The following is an 18,879-nucleotide window of genomic DNA, read 5'->3' on the forward strand; positions in this document are numbered from 1 at the left end:
ATGCTGGCGATCGCCCGATCCTTTGAGAAGATGCCTTGGCAGCCGCGATTCTCCCTGTTGGATCGCTATATTCTGCGGGAGATGATTCGCCCCTTTGTCTTTGGTTTTGGCATTTTTACGGCGATCGCTGCCGTTATTGGTACAGTGTTCTACCTCATTCGCAATATGGTGGAGCACAACCTTGGCATCCTCAGTGCCCTTCAAGTCTTTTTTCTGCGTTTGCCCACCTTTGCGGTGCTGGGCATTCCCATGGCGATGCTCTTTGGTTCGCTCCTTGCCTATAGTCAACTCTCCCGTCGCAGTGAACTGATTGCTTGCAAAAGCTGTGGGGTGAGTCCGCTGCGTTTAGTGCGACCGGCGCTCCTAGCGGGGTTCTGTGCCTTGCTCTTTACCTTTGCCCTCAATGAACTGGTGGCTCCCCCCATGGCCTACCGCGCCATCAAGACCTTGGAAGTGGCGATTCAACGCCCCCAACCTACCTTTCAAACCCGCAATATCTTCTACCGTCGTTTTGCTGGGGGGCAGCTTCAGCAACTCTTTTTTGCCCATCGTTTTGATGGCGAGGTCATGGGTCAAGTGACGGTGTTGAACTTTGAGCAGGGGCAATTGCGAGAAATTATTACGGCGCAGGAAGCCCAGTGGCAGGGTTCGGCGTGGCTGTTTCGGCAGGGCACCTACCACCACCTGACCCGCGATCGCGACTATGACGTGGCCGAGACCTTCTCAGAACGAACATTTGCCTACCCCCGCACTCCCCTTGATTTGGCCATGGAAACGCGGGCACCAGAGTTTATGACCAGCCGCGAAATCTATCAGTACTTGCAAGTTTTGGCGGAAAGTGGCGATGCCAAACGTCTGCGGCAGTGGCGGGTGCAGTTGCAGGAAAAGCTCTCCCTTCCCGTTTTGTGCCTGAGTTTTGCCGTTGTCGGTGCCGTTTTGGGCATCAGTTCTCCTCGCCAAGGACAGGGGCGTGCCTTTGGTCTCAGTGTGGCGATTATTTTTGGCTATTACGTTGCTGCCTTTATTTTCACCGCCTTTGGCGAGGGGGGAGCAGTGTCGCCCATCGTGGCCAGTTGGTTACCGAAGGTTGTCGTCAGCGCGATCGCCCTCGGCATGCTCTACCACGCCAATCGGCACTAGTAGGGAATCTGCCAATAGCGACAGGCCGCATGGGCAAGGGTCATCACGCCCACAGGGATAGCTTGTTCATCGACATCAAACTCCGGGTGATGCAGGGGATAGTTGGGGCGATCGCGAAACCCCACCCCAAGGCGAAACATCGCACCGGGGGCATGCTCTAGGTACAGGGCAAAATCCTCTGCCCCAAGGGACGGTTCCGGCAAAATATGCACATGGGGGGCACCCACCACATCAGTCGCCGCCTCCGCCAGCAGTTGCGATAGGTAGGGCGTATTTTCCACCCCCGGTACGCCCCGCCGATAGTGGAGTTGGTAACGGGCACCGTAGGCATGGCAGACATTGGCCACAATTTGCTCAATCCAGGTCGGGAGGGTGGCACGGGTTTCTGGATGGAGCGATCGCACCGTTCCCTGAAGCGTCACCTGATCGGCAATGACATTGGCAGCCCGTCCCCCTTGAATTTTGCCAAAGGTGACCACCACGGGTCGCAGGGGATTCTGCGTGCGGCTAATGGCCTGTTGCAAAGCACTGATCACTTGAGCGGCAATCCAAATCGCATCTACCGCTTCATGGGGGCGGGCACCGTGGCCCGATTCTCCCAAAATCGTTAACTCAATGTCATCGGCAGCCGCCGTCAACGCCCCATAGCGTACCGCTACTTCCCCCGCTGGAATGGTGGGAAACACATGGAGCGACAAAATGGCACTCACCTCTTTCATAGCGCCATCGGCAATCATCCAACTCGCCCCTTGGGCAATTTCTTCCGCTGGTTGAAAAATAAACCGCACCCGGCCGGGGAACTCCTCCTTGAGGGCTGCTAACACCATTGCCGTGCCCAGACCCACCGTGGTGTGGACATCGTGACCACAGGCGTGCATTACCCCGCTATGTTTTGAGCTAAACTCGAGTCCAGTGCGCTCTTGAATCGGCAGGGCATCCATATCGGCGCGAATGGCCAAGAGCCGCTGTTCTTTAGGATTCCCCGCCAGTTCCGCAATCACCCCCACTTTGCCCACATCCTGCTGTACGGTTAAGCCGGCGGAGGAAAGTACCCCCGCCACATAGGCGGCGGTTTGATGTTCTTGGCCACTCAATTCGGGGTAGCGGTGCAGATGGCGACGAATTTCAATGAGACGGGGGGTGAGGGTTTGGGTAATCTGGCGAATCCGAGCAAGCATAGCGCAGCCGTGGCGATATTTTTGTATCCTATCGAATCTCAGGAATTGCCGGTTGCCCACTCCTGATAGGGGTGCTCCGCTAAGTAGGCATTGGTATAGCGGGGGTCGTCGGTCACCTCAAGGCCAATCCAAGGGGGTAGAGTCAGGGGATAGTGAGCACGGGGCAATTCAATTTCTGCCAAAATCAGGCCAGTACAGGCGCCAGTAAATTCATCCACTTCCCAACACAGATCACCCGCTGGAATACGATAGCGGTTTTTCTGGATGATGGGTTGTAGGCACAATTCCGCGAGGAGTTCCCTTGCATCAGCAACGGGGATAGCATACTCATACTCACGGCGTTGGCCACCGCTGGCTTTGCCCTTGATCGTGATCCATGCCTCCTCCCCCGCAAGACGCACCCGCACCGTGCGCTCAGGAACTGTGGACAGGTAGCCTTGGGCAAATTGGGACACACTTGTGACCAGCGATCGCCATTCTTCGCCTATGACAAGGAACTTGCGCTCAATTTCGATGCCCATTGCCTAGACCGCTGTGGTAAATGAACCGTGGAGACCATAGGGAATGTGGTGTTTCAAGCGCAATCGTGCCACTGGCCCGGCGCTAATGGCTGCCGCATCAAAGATGAGTAACTGCGATTTGTGGCAACTGGCATCATACACCACCTGCAAAAGCCAGCCATCTTCTTCCCCTTGGGCACCCTGCCAGAGAAAGTCACCCTTTTGCAGACCCCGCGGGACAAAAATGGGTTCACTGGCAAAGCCACGCGGCGCCGCCGACCAAAATTGTTCCTCGCCCGTCTGGCGATCGCACCGCCACAGAGCCTGGAGAGGCGCATTGGTTTTCGGATCATGCCCTGCCGCCAAATAGGTGTAGCGATAGGGTTGCCCCACCTTGGCCGGATGCACTACGGGAAATTCACAGGGGCGATCGCTCACCACTTGCCAATCCACCGCCTTGGTTTTGGGGTTCAATTGAATCCGCCACAGCAGGCTTGAGGGCAGCGCCGCAAAATTCACCTCCCGAAAATCCATGCCCGGTTCGAGATTGGGAAAGTGGCTGTAGGCAATGGACTCCACATGAATTTCATCCCCAGCTTCGTAGGCATTGGCATGGTGAAAGACAAAACAGGCGGGCATCGTCAACATCTGGGGAGTCCCACCCCGACGAGGCAGCAGCCAAACCCGTGTCGGTTCCTGCGCATGGAATTGAATGCACTGGGCAGCGCCCCGCAGTCCCAGCAGATAGGGCAGCGGATTTAACCGCACTGGATTTTGAAAGACAATGGCGTAGTTGGGGGTCAGGGCAAAGTCATGGATAAAAGCAAACCTCGGAATCTGAAATACGGGTTGCGAGACACACTGACCACTGGCATCAAATTCATAGAGTGTAATGCGGGTGCTGAGGCCGGGCTTGACACCAAAATTCACGAGCCGCTGCGTCTGAGGATCAAAGCGGGGATGCGCTGCAAAGGCATCCCTCTCCTTGAGGAGACCCCCTAGGTTGTCGAGGCCAATGGTTTCTAGGGTCACAGGGTCAAGGCAGTAGGGCAGACCGGCTTCCCAGAGCGCCAGTAATTTGCCCCCCCAATAGATCACATGGGTATTGGCAATGTTTTTGACCCGAATATCGAGGAAATTGGCCAGCCAGCCCCCCGGTTTTTGGGTGCCAAAGACACCGCGATAGAGAAGGCGATTGGCCTTTTCCTCCGCCAAAAATCCGGCGGTACGCACGTAGCGATTGCGAAAATGCACCCGTCCCTTCTCAAAGCGAAAAGCACAGATCATGCCGTCGCCATCAAAGGGATGGGCTAAGGGCACTCCCCCGCGCTCCAACCGTCCAGGGCCATTGCGGTAGAGCGTTCCCACCAAATCCGTGGGCACCGTACCTTCGACATCCTCAATCCAATAGTCATATTCTTGGGTGAGAGATTCGGTCCCCCCCCGCCAATCCGCCATCGTGTAGGGGCGATCTAAAACTCCAGTCATGAGACACTTGGCTCCAACTCAACAGTGACAGAGGATTGAGAGGCGGGCGCCGGCACCTGCTGCGGCAACCAGTTCAACAGGGGTAGGGGCAATAGCGTACTCAGGTTGGTAATGAGCACCAGCAACCAGAGGCGATCGAAGTTATGCTCGGTAATCCCCAGCCAGTGGGTCAGCAGTGCCCCCAACTCATGGGAGACCAGATTGGCAAGGTTGCTAATGGACATCAGCAGCGCAAAGAGGGTGGCCTCAATCCCCGGCGGACACAGCCGCGCCGCCAACACGAGTACCGGCATAAAGGCAATCTGCCCCATAACTGCCAAAATGAGGCTATCCCCCAAGCTAAACCACTGGTCACTAATGCCCCATTGGCGATTGAGGTGGGTGACCAAAATCAAGCTAGAGAGTCCCAAAAGGGCTGAGAGAATCGTGCTCCAGAAAAAAATGGTACGAATGGGCAGCGTTTTCAAGTAGCGCTGGAAAATCCACACCCCCAAGAGGGAGGCGATGCTAGTGACAAGGCGCACCCGCCCCAAAAACTCCGCCTCAAAGCCCAATTCATTCGTTGTGAAGAAAAAGAAGGCTGATTCCGAGCCGGGGGTGGCTTGCCAGAGGAAGAGAAACGCCACCGGCAACCAAATCCGTTTTTGCATCATTGCTTGGCGCACACGGTTGATGTGCTCCCAAGTCTGACGCAGTTGAGGCCGAGCCGTAACCCGTGCTTCCGCGATCACCCACGCAACCCCCGACATCAAGAGCGGAAATATTGCTGTAATTTGAAATACTGTACGCGGACTAAACCACTGCAACAGTTGGCCACTAAAGTAAGCGGTGAGGATGCCTCCCACGGCAGTCGCTGCCCAGCTTAGGGATTGCAGCGTTCCCATTTCAGTCGCCGATTCTTGGCGTGCCCGTTCCACCACCAGTGAATCGACAATCACATCACTGAGGGCGATCGCGATCGAGGCTGCGAGAATCGCTGCCGTTGCCTGCCAAGGGGTAGCTACCCACGTCCCCAAGCTCAACCACGCCCCACAGCCCAGCAAGCCCGACAGAACCAGATAGGAACGGCGACGAAATCCCAAAAGCGGCACACTATCAGAAATGAGGCCAAACACCGGCTTAATGACCCAAGGCAGCGCAGCCACACCCATTAATGCTGCCACTTCCGCCGGCGACAGCCCCAACTCATCCTTAAAGAAAAAGCTAATGGCCAGCCGTGCTAAGCCCAACACCCCTTGGACAAAATACACCAGCAAAATGGCTAAGAGTTCGCCACTGGGTTCTTGCCCAAAAAGGAGCGTCTCCTTGAGCCACTGAAACCAGCGTTGAGGTTGCGAAGGTTGAACTAACATTACCAAATGTTAAGCAACAGCATTGCCTCCATCATATCCAGACAAGCTGAAAATTGCTAACACGGGTACTCTTCATTGGCTCCTAGACTCGCAAGAGACGCTAATGGCGGTTATTTGGCAACCTCCAGTTGATCGAGGCGCAGCCAAACTGTAGGGGTGGGCACTGGAAATTTAATCTGCGCATAGTCACCGCGAATCTCCACCACCTCGCCCCGTCCCTCAAAGAGATAGGGGGGATAGCGATGATCACTGGCTAGGGCCTCAACACTGTTGGCCAATTTTTCAGCAACGACCTTTACCAAATCTCCCTTTTTAATCGCCATAGGAAACCCTAACGCTGCTCAGCCCACATTCTATCCTAAGGAGAATCGCCAAGGGCTTTAAGTCTGTTGATGAATCCAATTGCCAAACCTTAACCAAGGGGAAACGCCACCTCAGTCCTTCACTGCCATTCATCGGGCACTGCCAAAACAGTAGCCCCTAGAAAATGAGCAACAAAAAGAACAGGGGTCTGAACCAAGACGAAGTTCTTTGGCGATAGACTACGCTTAAGCACCACACTACCTAAGGAAAGCCTTGCATGGACTGTATTCCAGTGATTCTATCCGGGGGATCAGGCAGTCGCCTTTGGCCCTTATCGCGCCAAGCCCACCCCAAACAGTTTATGCGTTTAACAGCCGAAGGGCAGAGTCTGCTACAACAAACGTGGCAACGGTTACAGGGGTTGCCCCATCTTCATCCCCCGGTGATCGTGGCCAATGACGCCCATCGCTTTCTTGTGGCAGAACAATTTCAAGAGCTAGGGGTGACACCAACGCGGATTTTGCTTGAACCCTTGGGGCGCAATACGGCTCCTGCGATTACCCTTGCTGCGCTCTACGTCACAGAAGTCCTCGCCACCGATGCCATTCTTTTGGTGCTACCAGCGGATCATTTAATTCAGGATGTTGCCGCCTTTCAGCAGGGGCTACAACGGGCACTGGCACCCGCCACCAAGGACTGGTTAGTGACCTTTGGCATTACCCCCACCTCTCCCCATACAGGCTACGGCTACATTCGGCGGGGGGAAGCCCTCAGTGAGGCCCACACCTATCGGGTGGCAGAGTTTGTCGAAAAACCCGATTTGGCAACGGCAGAGGCTTATCTAGCGGATGGCCATTACCTTTGGAATAGCGGTATGTTTCTCTTCCGCGCCCAGAGCTTCTTAGCAGAATTGGCACAGCAGCAGCCAGACATTTTGCACCATTGCCGCTTGGCACTGCGGGAGGGACAGGAGGATTTGGACTTTATCCGCTTGGCCAAAGCACCCTTGAGTCAGTGTCCCAGTTTATCGGTGGACTATGGGGTGATGGAAAAGACGCAAAAAGCAGCGGTGGTGCCCCTAGAGTGCGGCTGGAGTGATGTGGGGTCTTGGTCGAGTCTCTGGGAGGTGACACCCAAGGATGAATTTGGCAACAGTTGCCGTGGCAATGTCCTTCTCTATAGCAGCAAAGAGTGCTTTGTTCACAGTCAGCATCGCTTGGTGACCCTACTGGGGGTGGACGATCTGATCGTTGTGGAAACAGCCGATGCCGTTCTCATTGCCCATCAGAAGGCAGCACAACAAGTCAAACAAGTGGTGGAGCAACTGCAAGCGCAAGGGCGCCCGGAGGCGGACAACCATCCCGTCGTCTATCGTCCTTGGGGGCACTACACTGCGATTGATGCTGGTCATCGCTTTCAAGTGAAGCGGATTACGGTCAAGCCGGGGGCGAGTCTTTCGCTGCAACAGCACCATCACCGCGCAGAACATTGGATTGTTGTCAGTGGTACAGCGGAAGTTACCTGCAATGGCAAAACGTTTCTGCTGACGGAGAATGAGTCCACCTATATCCCTGTGGGCGCTGTGCACCGCTTGGCCAATCCGGGGAAAATTCCCCTTGAAATGATTGAAGTGCAGTCGGGAGCCTATCTTGGCGAAGATGATATTGTCCGCTTTGAGGATCGCTATGGTCGCGAGACAGGGCGATAACCGCTGGGCAAACCCTTAGACCGCTAGCCAAGCGATCGCCACCCCAAGGGCGGAACCAACGATGACTTGAATGGGGGTGTGCCCCAATAACTCCTTGAGGCGGGCTTCTGCCAATTCGTGCCCATCTTGGAAAAATTCATCAACAATTTGATTGAGAATGCGGGCTTGTTTACCAGCGGCTTGGCGCACCCCGGCCGCATCGTACATGACAATGCAGGCAAAGACAACGGCGATCGCAAACTCAATGCTATCCCAGCCCCGCTGCAGCCCCACCCCAGTCGCCAAAGCAGTAACAAGGGCGGAATGGGAACTGGGCATGCCCCCCGTTTCCACCAGAACGCGGAAATTGAGCTTGCGGTGTTTGGCAATGTCAATCAGTAACTTGAGCATTTGGGCGATCGCGCTGGCGGCGAAAGCGACCCAGAGGACATGGTTAGCCAGTAGCTCACGAAGACCGTCCATCATGGTTACGGACAAGGACAAACTCTGCGCCCATCCTAACCCACTTCGGGATCGTTAATGACTGCGGCTGGTAATGTAGTCGGCGATCGCCTGCAAAGGAACGGCGGCTGCCCCATACACAGCCAACTCTGCCTTCGCCTCTGCCACCAAGCGTTCAGCCTCTTGGCGAGATTTTTCCAGACCCCACAGGCGCGGGTACGTCATTTTTTGGGCGGCCACATCTTTACCAACGGTTTTACCGAGGACATCGCGGGTCGAAGTAATATCCAAAATGTCATCCACAATCTGGAACGCCAAGCCAATATTTGCCGCATAGCGCGACAGGCGAGCCACATCAGATTCATTCGCCCCCGTCAGTAATGCCCCAGAAACCACAGAGGCCTCCAGTAATGCCCCCGTTTTGTGGGAGTGGATAAAGTGCAGCGTTTCTAGACCAATGTTCGGCTGCCCTTCACACTCCAAGTCCACCACTTGACCGCCCACCAATCCCGTTGCTGCCACCGCATGCCCCAACCGCGCCACAATTTTCAGCAGATATTCTGCGGGCACGTTTTTCGTTTGTTCCACCACATATTCAAAGGCATAGGCCAGTAAGCCATCCCCCGCCAGAATGGCAATATCTTCGCCATAGACTTTGTGATTTGTGGGCTTGCCGCGACGGTAGTCATCATTGTCCATAGCCGGCAGATCATCGTGGATCAGCGACATCGTGTGGATCATCTCTAGGGCACAGGCGGTGGGCATGGCCATTTCCACGGTGCCCCCCATCAGTTCACAGGTGGCCAAGCAGAGAATTGGGCGCAGCCGTTTGCCCCCTGCCATCAGTGAATAGCGCATCGCATCGTAAATTTTCTCTGGGTAGGCAACGGGGATCGATGCTTCGAGGGCCGCTTCCACAAGGGCTTGGCGTTCTTTGAGGTAGGCCTTGAGATCAAATGTGCCGGCGGGATGGACTTGGGGGGGATCAGCGGAAATCATGAACAACTCCTCAGGGTGCGGGCGGCATAGAGGTCAACGAGAGCAGGGGCTTGTGCCAGTTGTGACGGCGACAATAGCTCCATACAGTATTGTGCAACAACATGGCAACGGTCATCGGACCGACGCCCCCCGGAACAGGGGTAATATAACTGGCCACAGCACAGGCAGCCTCATAGTCCACATCGCCCCAGAGACTCGATTTGCCGTCGGGGCGTTGAATGCGATTAATCCCGACATCAATGACCACTGCCCCCGGCCGAATCATGTCGGCAGTAATCCGCCGCGGCTGTCCCATCGCTGTGACTAAAATCTCAGCACTACGGGTGACACTGGCAAGATCACGGGTGCGCGAGTGGGCGATCGTCACCGTTGCATTGGCAGTGAGTAACATCAAGGCCAAGGGCTTGCCGACCAAAATACTGCGACCCACGACCACTGCCGAGCGACCTGCAACATCAATGCCATAGGCGACCAAAAGCTGCATCACTCCAGCAGGCGTACAACTGCGCAGTCCCGGTTCATCGCGCACGAGCCGACCGAGATTTTCGGGATGCAGGCCATCCACATCTTTATCCGGATGAATCGCGTATAGCAGGGGACGGGGATCAAGGTGGGGTGGTAGGGGTAATTGCAGCAGAATGCCATCCACCCGTTCGTCCTGATTTAGCTCAGTAATTCTGGCCAATAAATCCGCTTCTGTAATGGTGGCCGGTAAATGGGCACCAAAGGATTGAATCCCGACGCGGCCACAGGCTTGTTCTTTGGCACGGACATACACGGCACTGGCGGGATCATCACCAACCCGCAACACGGCCAACCCAGGCGATCGCCCCCACTGGGCTTGAAACGTCCGCACATGATCAGCCAACTGGCGTTCAATGGACTGGGCTAAGGATTTGCCATCAAGGCAGGCAGCGGAGTTTGCAACCAAAGGACACCTTAAAATTGATCAATCACGAAAGTCTAGGGTTGAGTTGCCGAATGCGTTTCCATCGGTTGGCAACAACATCGAACTAGTTTACCTCAAACAGGGAACACCAAGGCTAGCATTGATCAAGTTCTCTCTGCTAAGCCACCGCAGATAGGGAATTGCGCCAGAAGAGTTAACGAATTGTGCCAAAGGCTTAAGAATCGCTAGGGGCGATCGCCCGAAGGGGAGGTTCGCTCCACTTGAATTTTGGCAATGGCAGGGGTAGTACACAGGTAGGTCAGCACATCCTCCGCACTCATCAGGCGCTTGAGCACCACTTGGCCAATGGTTGAGGCCGGGTCAGGATGGCTGGGCTTCACTTCTACCATGAGAACCATCTCCTCCACTTGGTACAGCCAGAGCTTTTCCTCCCCCTCTAGAATGTAGAGGCAGGTACGGGTGATCACGGGCGATCGCCGCCACGCTTGCTCATTCCAGAGGCCTTGGGGTTCCCACACGCGGCCAATCTGCCACCCCTCAGTGAGGAAAAAGTATTTCATGCCACAGGCGGCGATTCATTCCCTTGGGCACTGGCGGTCTCCTCGGGTTCCATGGAATTAAAACAAGCTGCCGCTATCAGCAAAAATGGCGTTCCTGGCAGGAGGGGTAAAATAAAGCCGATAACCCCAATAATTCCAAAAATCACACCAAGAACCATACGTGCTGTATTACGGATGCTTTTAGTCACAGGCATTCCCTTCGAGTTGCAATCGGCGAGGATGATTCACCTCTAACGTAGCCTGAACCTTGCCTTTTCACAAGTTGCTGGTGCTAAGCTTTATCGAGAATCGCATCCCGCAGATCCATGCCGTCCATTTCTGCTTTGTAGAGGTTTGCCCCCTTAAAGTTGGCACGGCGGGCATTGGCCTTCGACATCTTGGCCGCAATGAGAACCGCATATTCAAAGTTCGCCTCAATGAGACTGGCACTTTCAAGAATCGCTTCTTGCAAAATTGCGCTCTTGAGATCGGCCAAGTGCAGGTTGGCCTGAAAGAGATTGGCACGGGTGAGGTTGGCATAGGCAAGGGTCGCTTCCACTAGGCTCACTCGCCGCAGTAGCGTGCCCACCAAGTTGGCTTGGCGCAGATCGGCCATGGCAATATTTGACTTGTAGAGATCAGCACCCGCTAAGGTAGCCCGTTGTAAACAGGCCCCCTGCAAATCCGCCTCAATCAGGTCACTCATGTAGAGGTTTGCTCCCGCCATGTAGGCATCCTTGAGGAGGGCATGGCGCAGATCCGCACCTGCCAAATTGGCCTGATCAAGATTGGCATTGGTGAGGTTGTACAACTCCAAATTGGCGCCCGTTAAATCTGCCTGTCCCAGATCAGGGCGAATATCACTGTTTTGCTCCCGCCATTGATTCCAAGCGGTAACCCCCTGCTTGAGAAGCTGAAGATGTTGGGGATTGGCCACGGCAGTTATCCTTGGGCACTCGGATCAGTGTTTTGATAACCGTAAAAATCAATGCGATAGTCAACAATTTTCACGCCAGTTTTTGCTTCAATCTCAGCAATGAGAGAGGGGGGTAGCTCAACATGAACGTCAATAATTTTGTGGCTATCGAGACAATTGACATGGCTGTGACTATCACTGATATTGCCGTAAAGGCGCCCATCGGCACGCTCAACGCACTCAATAATGCCATGCTCGGAAAGGGCTTCGAGATTCTGATATACAGAGGTATGGCCGATGTCTTTGCCGGCTTGATTCAGGCGATCGTAGATCTGCCGCGCTGAGAGGTGATCCTTGGCATCCCAGAGCAGTTCAAGAATGGCACGCCGCTGCCGACTCAGCCGCAATCCAAGCCGCTGACAGCGATCGATCGCATCCTCAAGGGAACGAATGGGGGGTAGGGGACTGGGAGCAGGAGACGTGAACACGGCGCTATCCTAAAAAATAAAATTCAAACAGCAGATTTTGCTTAGCTAAGTAGCCTATTGCAGTTAAATCGCAGTTTTAGGGTTATCCATTTGCTAACCTGTAGTCACTATGATAATCAATCCTTTGGTTATAATCAAATTCGCTCCTTGTCAAGGCTGTCAGCCGCTGTTTGAGACAGCAAATAAAACCCCAGAAAGGCAAACATCATGGCAGCGATCGCCTTGACCACTTTCACGGGGATCAATGTGGCAATCCCACTGCCCAAAAGCACACCGAAAAACGTTGTACACACCAAGCCAGAGGCCACGCCTAGAAAGACAGCGGTAGCGGAGCGGGCATTACTCCCTAAAGTAATCGCCACCAGTTGACTCTTGTCCCCCAGTTCTGACAAGAACACAATCGCAAAACTCACGGCGAAGGATTGCCAGTCCATCCAATTTCTCCAAAGATGTTGCTGCTATAGGGCAGATTAACGGTATGGGCAGTTGCGGTCAACGATCGCTAGTGGCGCAGGGTGGCAGGATCAGCTTAAAACAAGTTACGATTCTTAATATCAATTCTGCTTATAGCCCTGTTCTAAATGGCGGAGGTGCTCATGTTGAATACCACTACTGACGGATCGAGCGCGATCGCACCGGACACCACCTCCTTGAGCAGTCTGGCACAGGCTTGGGCAAAGCGCTATATTACCAACCTCAACACCACCGCCCTTGCGGAGGATGATCCAGCGGTGGTTGCCCCTCGGCTCTTGGCCGAATTGCGGAATGCCAGTGTCAAGGCTTGGCAGCGCACTGAAGGCTTTTTGGCCGCAGAGATGATTCGCCATGGCATCCCAGCGGAACTGGTGGATCCTTGGAGCATCTCCAAAGACATCCATGACATTTATCAGCGCACCCTCAAACTCTACGAAGCCGGCAAGGGCACCCAGCAAATGACCGCCAAGCTGGCTAGTGCCATCAGTGAGATTCGCCGCCGCTATACTGCCGTCGATCCGCGGGTGATTGGCTTTGTCAGTATGCAGTTTCACCACACGGGGGTATTACTGCTAGAAGTGGCACCAACGAGCCAACGTCCGATCCTCAGTAGCTTCTTCAAAGTTATTGATGATCACCTCTACATGCCCTTGCACCGTGCCTATAACGCAGCAGCCAACTACGACTACAATGATCCGGCCTTGGCTTTAGTGCGCCATCTGTTGCCCCAGAGCACGGCGATCGCCACCGCTATTTGTGATCGTGTTGCCGAACTCAACCCCCAGCACCGCTGTTTTAGTGGCCCTTTGACCCAAGCCAGTGTGCGTGTTTCCAGTATTCGCGATGTCGAGATGTTCCAGATCTACCTCTGGGTATGTCTTTTGGAGCAAAGCCTTGAGGCGCTGCAACGAGAACTCTTTCCCCTGTGTTTGATGCTTTATCCTTCGCTGAATGTGATATGGGAGCTAGTGTTTCAAATGGTGCACCTTTTGGGTAAGGAAATACAAACCCGTGCCGCTGGCTATGATACAAGTGTTTTTACCCCCTACTATCTATCTCTCCGAGAAATGTTTGATCCCAAGATTTTTCAAGGACTCCTATGATTCCCAATTTGCAGCAGGTTTCTCTCTCCCCCATTGCCATTGCGGGGTCTGGTCTGTGGGCGATCGCCCTGTACTGGGGCTTTTATCCCACGGGGCAAGCCTTAATACAGCGTTTAGTGACGTGGCTAGGGGGTGAAGCAAACCAAAGTGCCGAATTCTGGGCAGGGATGGTGGGGCTAGTTCCCTTTATTCTGGTGGGGACGGGTTGCTTTATCCTCTGTAGTTTGGGCTTGGGGCAAAGTTGGGCCTTGAGTTTAGGCCTGATGGCAACCATCGGTGGGGCAATCTACGAACTTGGCCGGCGGGATGGCCAACAATCCTAGGTTGGGTTGCGGGGGAGAATCCGCTAACATTTAGTTAATCTTTATGGTGTTTCCTAGAGAGGAAGCGCACTTCGTTGCCCCTGAGAATACTCGCCGGTGATTCAATGAAAGCGTCTGCGGATGCCAGTTCTACCCAAGAAACGACACCGCCGCTCAGTTTGCTCCTGTTTGTTGCCAATCGTCCGGGCGATGAAGAGGAAACCGCTGCTATTCAAGCCCACATTCAGCAACTACCCTCGAACTTTGGCTTTGAGTTAAAAGTGGTGCCCATAGGTGAGCAGCCCTATCTCCTAGAGGAGTACAAGCTGGTTGCCACGCCTGCCTTGATTAAAGTCCGTCCTGAACCGCGTCAAACCCTCGCTGGTCGTAAGCTGCTGCAAAAAGTAGACTATTGGTGGCCGCGCTGGCAGCGGGAAGTGGCTCTCGGCCTACAGGCAGATATGCAAAAGTCGGCAGCGGAGCAGTCCGATTGCTCGATGGAACTCAGCCGCCTGAAGGATGAGCTGTTTCAACTGCGCCAAGAGCGCGATCGCCTTGCGGAACAACTGCAATTCAAAGATCGGATTATTGGCTTGCTGGCCCATGAGTTGCGTAACCCCCTCACTGCTGTTGGCATTGCCCTTGAAACCCTCGAAGCCAACCTTCAGGAAGAGAGCACTCAGCAACTCCATATTGAGGACATCCAACGCCTGTTTCACCATGCCCGCAGTCAAACCCAGATGATGGGACAACTGATTACGGATTTACTCTTAGCGGCGCGCGGACCCCAAGATAAGCTGCAAATTATGGCACGGCAACTGGATCTGCGACAACTGTGCCAAGAAACGGTTGAGGATGTGCGCCTCAATTTTGAACGTAAAAAGCAGCACTTTACCACCGACATTCCTTTGGATTTACCCTTGGTTTATGGCGATGGCGATCGCATTCGTCAGGTACTGGTCAACCTGCTGGACAATGCCTGTAAATACACTCCTGAAGGGGGCAAAATCCACCTGAGCGCCTTTCACCGCATGACTCAAAAAGTACAAGTTACCGTCTGTGACACTGGCCCCGGTATTCCCATTGAGCAGCAGGAAAAAATTTTTGGCGAGACGGTTCGCCTCGATCGCGATCGCACCATTGAAGGCTATGGCATTGGCCTTGCCCTTTGCCGCCAAATTATTCGTATGCACTACGGCCAGATTTGGGTGGACTCCCAACCGGGAAAAGGCAGTTGCTTTCACTTCACACTGCCCGTTTATAGCTAGCGCTGCCCTTCCTTGACCATGCGGGCGATCGTTTCAGCGCGCAGATAGGGATCAGGCCCAAGGGGCAAAATTTCGTAGAACTCATTATCCGGCAAGCGCATCAGTTGGAGCGACTCCTGCTCGCGATAGATCACATAGACTCCCGGTGGCCATGTTTTGGCACTGCGCACTGGCACAGGAATGTCACGGCGCTCTTCGCCAACGCCGGCAAGGCGTACCACCTGTGTATTGGGACGATAGACCACCTTATCTTCACGGGTGCGCCGAAATAAAAAGCGATCCAAAACCTTGGGTAGAATCTCTGTTTCTGTGCCCCCCAATTGCAAATTCAAATCCAGCAATTTGTCTTCAAGGGTAAGTTCAATGATGTGGGGTTCAGGGACGAGGGGTTGGGAGTGAATCTCAGTGGTCTCTTGGGGCGGTTCGGCGTTAGGTTTCACCTTCTGGACAATTTGGCTGATGTATTCCAGATCCACTGTCGTGATTTTCTTAAAGGTGACAAACCAAGAGAGGAAACTGATCGCCACTGCCGGTTCCAGTGTCGTAATCAAGGCTGCTAAATCCAACTCATCGAGACGAATCGCCTTGAGGGCAGCCTCAGTTTGACCCAAGACAACGGCTTGATCCCCTGCACTTAAGTGCTTGAGACTGCCGTAGAGCAATCCCAAATCAATGGTTTCTTGACAGCCTTGGGTGGAAATGCGATAGGTGATGTCGTAGAGCCAATCCAGTGTCACCAAGTCATGGTTGAGCATCCAGAGGGCAAAGTTAAAGGCCGTTTGGGGAAAGGCAGCTTGGGCAATGCTTTTGACAATGACTTGGGCGCGATCGCGCTGGAGCAAGGTAAGTAAGGCTGCTTGCTTGTCTGCCTTGGTTGTCAGTTCATGGTAGCCAAGGAGCGCTTGGAACAATTCCTGATCACTGGGCAGTAATCGAATGGCTGCTGGAGGAGTCATAAGCTTTAGTGTCGCAGATTCGTGTGACCCATTGCCCCTCACCCTATGATGAACGATCCAAAAGGCAACCCTAGCCCTTAATTCCACTATAGAGGGTGGTTAGAATATCTATGCTATCCCCCTACCTTTGCTTCCAATTGGCGCACTCGCTTGAGGAGATCCGGCAGCTGCTTCACTGCGGCTGAAACCTTGAGGTAGAGGGTTTGATCCATGGCCGGAATCCCCCCCATGCGGCTATCTGGGGGGACAGAGCTACTGATGCCGGATTTAGCAGAGACAATGGTGCGATCGCCAATGGTCAAATGACCCGCTGCCCCCACCTGTCCCGCCAGAACGACATGATTACCAATGTGGGTCGAACCCGCTAAGCCCACTTGAGCACAGAGAATCGCGTTTTCACCAATGGTACAGTTGTGAGCCACCATCGTCAGGTTGTCAATCTTCGTGCCATTCGCCACAGTGGTCTCCCCTAGGGTGGCGCGATCAATGGTTGTGCCGGCACCAATTTCGACATCATTGCCAATCACCACGGTGCCCACTTGCGGAATTTTATAGTGGCGACCATCGGGCAGAGGCACATAGCCAAAGCCATCACCGCCGAGGACAACACTATTTTGCAGAATGACGCGATCGCCCAATTGCACCCGCTCCCGCAGGGCACAGTGGCTATAGATACGGCAATCGGCGCCAACCACCACATCATCGTAGAGTGTGCAATGACTATCAATTACTGTGCGATCGCCAATGCGCACGCGATCGCCAATCACGGTATAGGCACCAATCGTCACATCCGCTCCCAACACCACATCGGCGCCCAGAATTGCCGTCGGGTGAATTTTGGCGGAGGGTTTGGGTTGCGGATAAAACCATTCAATACATTTGGCAAAGGCAAGGTAGGGATGGGGCACCCGCAGCAGGGGACAGGCTGCCTCCCCTTGAAAATCGGGACGGACAAACACAGCAGCCGCTGCCGTGGTCTGCAATAGAGCGGTGTACTTCGGATTGGCCAGAAAAGAGATATCCGTGGCTGTTGCTGTTTCTAAGGGGGCTACCCCCAACACGGGGCGATCGCCCTGCTCTGGACAATCAAGGGTTGCCCCAAACCGTTCGGCCACCTCTGCCAACCGCATCTTGCCGTCCTCATCATCAAACTTGAGTTTTAGCTCAGTCTATCAGGTCTCGTTTGTGAAACCGATCAAGAATTTAGCGAAATCGTTCATACTGAACATTTTATCCTTTGCACGGGTGATATTCATTGAGTGGCAACTTTGTCAATGTGTTTGTTATATTTTTTAACACGTATGCCCGATAACATGGAGTAAGGAGTACATTCTATGGAGCAACGCTTCCCCGAACTGAATGTTGACCTCAGCTTTGAACAGGAGTTTCAAATGCGGGTGATGGAGGAGCAAGTGAGTGCCATGAGCCTTCAGGAAGCGCGTGAGCTACTGTTGCAAGCCTCTCGCCTATTGATGATGAAAGACAACGTCATTCGCTCCTTGGTCAAACGCGCTGCCTAGGTCACACAGGTGTGGGACGGACCTCTTTCTCCACCTTGCTTCCGCCGTCGAATCAAGTAGGGGATAGTGGCCTACCACGCACGGGGCTGAAACTGCGGGTCGTTGAGAATCGTCACCCCATCCCCCGACTGCGCCAACACAAACAAACCTTGCCGATAAGCGTAGCGAGCCACCTCGGGCGGCACAATCATCCCTGCCACGGCACCCAAGAGTTTGGTGCCACGATACTGGTGAGCTAGACGGCGAAATTTCGCAATCCGCTCTAAATGTTCATCAACATCCCCTTGGCTAAGTTTTGTTTTCACTTCGATGAGAACGGCTTCATCGGTGTTAACGACCAACAGATCAATTTCTAAACTCTCGTTGCCGTCTTGAAGAATCACATCACTGTAGAGTTGAGAAACAGCAATTCCCCGACTCTGAAATAAGCGCAACACGGCTGGGCGGACTTGCCACTCCACAAACTCCCCAAGGCGATTGCCCAGTTTGCCAATTTGTTGGTTGAGCTGCCGTGCTTCTTCTCGGAGCAACCGTTCGGTTTCTTGAAAACGCCGGTCAGTCTCTTGGAACCGCCGATCTGTTTCTTGAAACCGTTGAGCCGTTTCCTGAAATCGCTGTTCAAGATCCTGAAAACGCCGATCTGTTTCTTGAAATTGTCGCTCGGTTTCCTGAAATCGGCGTTCTGTTTCCTTTTGAGCCGCCAGTAGCTCTGCCAATAATCGCCAAACATCTTCAGGGGTGTATACCTGTGTCATTCTGGATTGATAATTGCCAAAAAACTGGTGCGTACGCCTTACCATCATAACTTAGGAAACAATACAGAAGCTTGGTAGCTTCAACGCTTCAGTACGAGGGAAAAAACCCAAAAAGGACTTTAGTTCCAGAGGATATAATAAGAATGAGGGCTGACCTTGGTGAAAAAAAATAAGCGGTTAGAAGAAGCCTACTGTAAAAATTATTTGCGATCGCTCCTAAGAGGTATTGATATATGACTCGTCCACTGCTGCTGAGCGTGGTGTTGCTGGGGATATGTTATCCCTTGGCCACGTTGGCGACTCCCCTGCCCCCGATCTTGAATCCCATTTCCCCGACCACCGGCTTTGAATCCTCGGAAATGAACCGCCTTTGGCAAAATCACTGGCGTTCTAAAGACCGCCGTGAGGCCAGTACGATGCTGCAACCATCCGCTGACAAGGTGCTACAAATTGAAGTGGATGGCCAACTGCTGACGCCCAGCCAAGCTCAACAACTGCTACTGCGCCAAGAATAATCCTGCGGGACTTAAACTATTAGC

Annotated in this window: 23 protein-coding genes; 7 read left to right on the forward strand and 16 right to left on the reverse strand. The window is 53.8% G+C overall.

Annotated features, from left to right (window positions below):
- Positions 1 to 1,140, forward strand: a complete 1,140-nt coding sequence (locus RHK62_RS11825) for an LptF/LptG family permease (protein ID WP_302678213.1) — start codon at positions 1 to 3, stop codon at positions 1,138 to 1,140.
- On the opposite strand, the gene RHK62_RS11830 is transcribed toward RHK62_RS11825, so the two are convergent.
- From RHK62_RS11830 to ndhO, 5 genes are all read right to left on the reverse strand, one after another.
- A complete protein-coding gene (locus RHK62_RS11830) occupies positions 1,137 to 2,318 on the reverse strand; it encodes a M20 family metallopeptidase (protein ID WP_302677674.1) in 1,182 nt (393 codons plus the stop codon). The two genes, RHK62_RS11825 and RHK62_RS11830, sit on opposite strands and share 4 nt — an antisense overlap.
- 38 nt (positions 2,319 to 2,356) lie before the next feature.
- Complete coding sequence (locus tag RHK62_RS11835; RefSeq protein WP_206200070.1) at positions 2,357 to 2,839, reverse strand: CYTH domain-containing protein; 483 nt, start codon at positions 2,837 to 2,839, stop codon at positions 2,357 to 2,359.
- Positions 2,840 to 2,842: 3 nt separating this feature from the next.
- Complete coding sequence (locus tag RHK62_RS11840) at positions 2,843 to 4,306, reverse strand: carotenoid oxygenase family protein (RefSeq protein ID WP_310438109.1); 1,464 nt, start codon at positions 4,304 to 4,306, stop codon at positions 2,843 to 2,845.
- The gene (locus RHK62_RS11845; protein ID WP_310438108.1) at positions 4,303 to 5,658 is read right to left on the reverse strand and encodes a folate/biopterin family MFS transporter; all 1,356 of its coding nucleotides are present in this window, start codon (positions 5,656 to 5,658) and stop codon (positions 4,303 to 4,305) included. The genes RHK62_RS11840 and RHK62_RS11845 overlap by 4 nt, the downstream gene beginning before the upstream one ends.
- Positions 5,659 to 5,768: 110 nt before the next feature.
- The gene (gene ndhO / locus RHK62_RS11850) at positions 5,769 to 5,981 is read right to left on the reverse strand and encodes a photosynthetic/respiratory NAD(P)H-quinone oxidoreductase subunit O (RefSeq protein WP_181494778.1); all 213 of its coding nucleotides are present in this window, start codon (positions 5,979 to 5,981) and stop codon (positions 5,769 to 5,771) included.
- A 257-nt stretch (positions 5,982 to 6,238) separates the two neighbouring features.
- Between ndhO and RHK62_RS11855 the strand changes: the two genes are divergently transcribed.
- Positions 6,239 to 7,669, forward strand: a complete 1,431-nt coding sequence (locus RHK62_RS11855) for a mannose-1-phosphate guanylyltransferase/mannose-6-phosphate isomerase (RefSeq protein WP_302678215.1) — start codon at positions 6,239 to 6,241, stop codon at positions 7,667 to 7,669.
- Between the two features lie 15 nt (positions 7,670 to 7,684).
- Here the strand turns inward: RHK62_RS11855 and RHK62_RS11860 are convergent, their stop codons facing one another.
- The 8 genes from RHK62_RS11860 to RHK62_RS11895 all read right to left on the reverse strand — a co-directional run bounded on the left by RHK62_RS11860 (position 7,685) and on the right by RHK62_RS11895 (position 12,375).
- The gene (locus RHK62_RS11860; RefSeq protein WP_149819142.1) at positions 7,685 to 8,134 is read right to left on the reverse strand and encodes a divergent PAP2 family protein; all 450 of its coding nucleotides are present in this window, start codon (positions 8,132 to 8,134) and stop codon (positions 7,685 to 7,687) included.
- Between the two features lie 51 nt (positions 8,135 to 8,185).
- Entirely contained in the window at positions 8,186 to 9,109 is a 924-nt protein-coding gene (crtE, locus tag RHK62_RS11865; RefSeq protein WP_149819144.1) for a geranylgeranyl diphosphate synthase CrtE, read from the reverse strand.
- A 10-nt stretch (positions 9,110 to 9,119) separates the two neighbouring features.
- Entirely contained in the window at positions 9,120 to 10,040 is a 921-nt protein-coding gene (gene folD / locus RHK62_RS11870) for a bifunctional methylenetetrahydrofolate dehydrogenase/methenyltetrahydrofolate cyclohydrolase FolD (protein WP_302678216.1), read from the reverse strand.
- A gap of 203 nt (positions 10,041 to 10,243) precedes the next feature.
- Positions 10,244 to 10,579, reverse strand: coding sequence for a hypothetical protein (locus tag RHK62_RS11875; protein ID WP_149819148.1), 336 nt, complete (start codon positions 10,577 to 10,579; stop codon positions 10,244 to 10,246).
- Positions 10,576 to 10,773 (reverse strand): DUF454 family protein, encoded by a 198-nt coding sequence (locus RHK62_RS11880; RefSeq protein ID WP_302678217.1) that lies wholly within the window; start codon positions 10,771 to 10,773, stop codon positions 10,576 to 10,578. The genes RHK62_RS11875 and RHK62_RS11880 overlap by 4 nt, the downstream gene beginning before the upstream one ends.
- Positions 10,774 to 10,850: 77 nt before the next feature.
- Entirely contained in the window at positions 10,851 to 11,495 is a 645-nt protein-coding gene (locus RHK62_RS11885) for a pentapeptide repeat-containing protein (RefSeq protein ID WP_302678218.1), read from the reverse strand.
- Between the two features lie 5 nt (positions 11,496 to 11,500).
- Positions 11,501 to 11,962 carry a Fur family transcriptional regulator gene (locus RHK62_RS11890; RefSeq protein WP_302678219.1) on the reverse strand — a complete coding sequence of 154 codons (462 nt, stop codon included), beginning with the start codon at positions 11,960 to 11,962 and terminating at the stop codon, positions 11,501 to 11,503.
- A gap of 134 nt (positions 11,963 to 12,096) precedes the next feature.
- Positions 12,097 to 12,375, reverse strand: coding sequence for a TMEM165/GDT1 family protein (locus RHK62_RS11895; protein WP_302677666.1), 279 nt, complete (start codon positions 12,373 to 12,375; stop codon positions 12,097 to 12,099).
- A 183-nt stretch (positions 12,376 to 12,558) separates the two neighbouring features.
- On the opposite strand from RHK62_RS11895, the gene RHK62_RS11900 reads away from it, so the two are divergent.
- The 3 genes from RHK62_RS11900 to RHK62_RS11910 all read left to right on the forward strand — a co-directional run bounded on the left by RHK62_RS11900 (position 12,559) and on the right by RHK62_RS11910 (position 15,109).
- A complete protein-coding gene (locus RHK62_RS11900; protein WP_206201685.1) occupies positions 12,559 to 13,539 on the forward strand; it encodes a hypothetical protein in 981 nt (326 codons plus the stop codon).
- Positions 13,536 to 13,862 (forward strand): hypothetical protein, encoded by a 327-nt coding sequence (locus RHK62_RS11905; RefSeq protein WP_149819160.1) that lies wholly within the window; start codon positions 13,536 to 13,538, stop codon positions 13,860 to 13,862. Before RHK62_RS11900 ends, RHK62_RS11905 begins: the two co-directional genes overlap by 4 nt.
- A gap of 104 nt (positions 13,863 to 13,966) precedes the next feature.
- Positions 13,967 to 15,109 (forward strand): histidine kinase, encoded by a 1,143-nt coding sequence (locus RHK62_RS11910; protein ID WP_302677664.1) that lies wholly within the window; start codon positions 13,967 to 13,969, stop codon positions 15,107 to 15,109.
- Here RHK62_RS11910 and RHK62_RS11915 read toward each other — a convergent pair.
- Together RHK62_RS11915 and lpxD are read right to left on the reverse strand one after the other, a co-directional pair.
- Complete coding sequence (locus tag RHK62_RS11915) at positions 15,106 to 16,065, reverse strand: hypothetical protein (RefSeq protein WP_302678222.1); 960 nt, start codon at positions 16,063 to 16,065, stop codon at positions 15,106 to 15,108. The two genes, RHK62_RS11910 and RHK62_RS11915, sit on opposite strands and share 4 nt — an antisense overlap.
- Before the next feature lie 113 nt (positions 16,066 to 16,178).
- Positions 16,179 to 17,195 (reverse strand): UDP-3-O-(3-hydroxymyristoyl)glucosamine N-acyltransferase, encoded by a 1,017-nt coding sequence (lpxD, locus tag RHK62_RS11920; protein WP_310453760.1) that lies wholly within the window; start codon positions 17,193 to 17,195, stop codon positions 16,179 to 16,181.
- A 204-nt stretch (positions 17,196 to 17,399) separates the two neighbouring features.
- Between lpxD and RHK62_RS11925 the strand changes: the two genes are divergently transcribed.
- The gene (locus RHK62_RS11925) at positions 17,400 to 17,585 is read left to right on the forward strand and encodes an NblA/ycf18 family protein (protein WP_024125509.1); all 186 of its coding nucleotides are present in this window, start codon (positions 17,400 to 17,402) and stop codon (positions 17,583 to 17,585) included.
- A 71-nt stretch (positions 17,586 to 17,656) separates the two neighbouring features.
- Here the strand turns inward: RHK62_RS11925 and RHK62_RS11930 are convergent, their stop codons facing one another.
- Positions 17,657 to 18,340, reverse strand: a complete 684-nt coding sequence (locus RHK62_RS11930; protein WP_302677661.1) for a hypothetical protein — start codon at positions 18,338 to 18,340, stop codon at positions 17,657 to 17,659.
- A gap of 233 nt (positions 18,341 to 18,573) precedes the next feature.
- Here RHK62_RS11930 and RHK62_RS11935 point away from each other — a divergent pair, with 233 nt between their 5' ends.
- A complete protein-coding gene (locus tag RHK62_RS11935) occupies positions 18,574 to 18,855 on the forward strand; it encodes a hypothetical protein (protein ID WP_302677660.1) in 282 nt (93 codons plus the stop codon).
- Positions 18,856 to 18,879 lie beyond the last annotated feature (24 nt).

Source organism: Thermosynechococcus sp. HY213, from assembly GCF_031460975.1.
Classification (GTDB): Bacteria; Cyanobacteriota; Cyanobacteriia; order Thermosynechococcales; family Thermosynechococcaceae; genus Thermosynechococcus.